This window comes from Streptomyces sp. ATLC9 (genome assembly GCF_057196705.1).
Genome location: NZ_JBXUOY010000432.1, coordinates 1 through 2,752 on the forward strand (window position 1 = coordinate 1; position 2,752 = coordinate 2,752).

Consider the following 2,752-nt stretch of genomic DNA (forward strand, 5'->3'; position numbering starts at 1 on the left):
GGGGGGCACCGGGCGGGTCGCCGGGTAATTCAAGGGCTGGGGGGGGCCGGCCGCCCGGGGGGCCCCCCCGCTCCGCTGTCGTGCGCGCTGACGGTGCGGGCCGGTGTGCGGGCGGTCGCCGGGGCGACCCCGAGACGGTACGGGGGTCCGTCCCCCTTCCGGGGGTGGAGGCGGCGGCCCGCCTCCACCCTGAGAGGGACCCGGCACCGGGACCTGGGGGCGATCCGGGGCGAGGGGCGCGGATCCTAGCGTTGGGCCATGACCACGCATGGGACGGCCGCGACCGTGACGCCGCTGACCTTCACCTCGTACGTACGGGCCCGCGGGCCGGTGCTGCTGCGCACGGCGCGCTCGCTCACCGCCAGTCCGAGCGACGCCGAGGACCTGCTCCAGACGGCGCTGACCAAGACCTATCTGGCCTGGGAGCGGATCGAGGACCGGCGCGCGCTCGACGGCTACGTGCGCCGCGCGCTGGTGAACACGCGCACCTCGCAGTGGCGCAAGCGCCGGGTGGACGAGTTCTCCTGCGAGGAACTGCCGGAGCCCGAGCCGGTGCCCGGCCCCGACCCCGCCGAGCGGCAGGCCGTGCGCGACGCGGTGTGGCGGGCGGTGCTGGCGCTCCCGGAGCGGCAGCGGGTCATGGTGACCCTGCGCTACTACGAGGATCTGAGCGAGGCGCAGACCGCGGCGGTGCTCGGGGTCTCGGTCGGCACGGTCAAGAGCGCGGTGTCGCGGGCGCTGGCCAAGCTCCGTGAGGACCCGCGGCTCCTGGCGGACGTGCTGGGCGGCGAGACGGAGGGGGGAGCGCGGGGTGCTCGGGGGAGCGCCGGCGGGGACGGGAGCGGCCCGGGGGGACTGAGGGGCGCGGGTGGCTTCGAGGGGGAGGCGGCGGCCGCCGCGTAGCGGCGTGTCCCGGGGGAAAGACGGCGACATATCCGGGTCCGGCCTAGTGACATACCGACCGGTCGGTGGCAGGCTTCCCGCAACGACCGCGCCGCCCGCTCGCGGCGGCGGCGCACGTATATCTCGTTCACGGGAGGCCCCGGTGCTGAGCACGATGCAAGACGTACCGCTGACCGTCTCGCGCATTCTGCGACACGGAACCACGGTGCACGGAAAATCGCGGATCACGACCTGGACCGGGGAAGGCGAACCGCACCGCAGGACCTTCGCCGAGGTCGGCGCCCGCTCCGCCCAGCTCGCCCACGCCCTGCGCGACGGGCTCGGGGTGGCCCCGGGCGACCGCGTGGCGACCCTGATGTGGAACAACGCCGAGCACGTCGAGGCGTACTTCGCCATTCCCTCCATGGGTTCGGTGCTGCACACCCTCAACCTCCGGCTGCCCGCCGAGCAGCTCGCGTGGGTCGTGGGCCATGCGGCCGACAGGGTCGTGCTGGTCAACGGCTCGCTGCTGCCGCTGGTCGCGCCGCTGCTGCCCAAGCTGGAGCCGGTCGAGCACATCGTGGTCGTCGGCCCCGGCGACACCTCCCTGCTGGAGGGCTGCCGCCCGGCCGTCCACGAGTACGAGGCGCTGATAGAGGGCCGGCCGACCTCGTACGACTGGCCCGAGGTGGACGAGCGCGAGGCCGCGGCCATGTGCTACACCTCCGGCACCACCGGCGACCCCAAGGGCGTCGTCTACTCCCACCGTTCCGTCTACCTGCACTCCATGCAGGTCAACATGGGCGAGTCGATGGGGCTGACGGACGCGGACACCACTCTGCCGGTGGTGCCGATGTTCCACGTCAACGCCTGGGGCCTGCCGCACGCCGTCTTCATGACCGGCGTCAACCTGCTGATGCCCGACCGCTTCCTCCAGCCGGCCCCGCTCGCCGCGATGATCGAGGCCGAGAGGCCCACCCACTCGGCGGCCGTGCCCACCATCTGGCAGGGGCTGCTGGCGGAGCTGGCCGCCAACCCGCGCGACATCTCCTCCATGAGGAACGTCACCATCGGCGGCTCGGCCTGCCCGCCCTCCCTGATGCGGGAGTTCGGCGAGAAGTACGGGGTCACCGTCACCCACGCCTGGGGCATGACCGAGACCTCCCCGCTGGGCACCGTCGCACACCCGCCGGGCGGGCTGAGCGAGGAGGAGGCGTGGCCGTACCGCGTCAGCCAGGGCCGCTTCCCGGCCTCCGTCGAGGCGCGGCTGATCGGCCCGGACGGCAGCGAGATGCCGTGGGACGGGGAGTCCGCCGGTGAGCTGGAGGTGCGCGGCCCCTGGATCGCCGGGGCGTACTACGGGGGCGCGGACGCCGAGCCCCTGCGCCCCGAGGACAAGTTCAGCCCCGACGGCTGGCTGCGTACCGGCGACGTCGGCGTGATCACCCCCGACGGCTATCTGACGCTGACCGACCGCGCCAAGGACGTCATCAAGTCCGGCGGCGAGTGGATCTCCTCGGTGGAGCTGGAGAACCACCTGATGGGCCACCCGGCCGTCGCCGAGGCCGCCGTCGTGGCCGTGCCCGACGAGAGGTGGGGCGAGCGCCCGCTGGCCACGGTCGTCCTCAGGGAGGGCGCGGGCGAGGTGTCGTACGAGGACCTGCGCGAGTTCCTCTCCGGCAAGGTCGCCCGCTGGCAGCTGCCCGAACGGTGGGCGGTGATTCCGGCGGTGCCGAAGACGAGCGTCGGCAAGTTCGACAAGAAGGTGATCCGGGCGCAGTACGCGCGGGGGGAGCTGGAGGTCACCCGGCTCTGACCGCGCACGGCGCGCACGGACCGCGGCGGCGGCCCGGACGGGGACTCCCCGTCC

At 73.8% G+C, this 2,752-nt stretch carries 1 protein-coding gene and 1 pseudogene; both read left to right on the forward strand.

All coding sequences use genetic code 11. The features are described 5' to 3' along the window. Positions 1-258: 258 nt before the first annotated feature. Positions 259-768: pseudogene (locus tag AC2CJA_RS25890) on the forward strand (SigE family RNA polymerase sigma factor); the annotation flags it as partial. Positions 769-1,045: 277 nt separating this feature from the next. Beyond that, entirely contained in the window at positions 1,046-2,698 is a 1,653-nt protein-coding gene (locus AC2CJA_RS25895; RefSeq protein WP_484605096.1) for a long-chain fatty acid--CoA ligase, read from the forward strand. Positions 2,699-2,752: the final 54 nt, after the last annotated feature.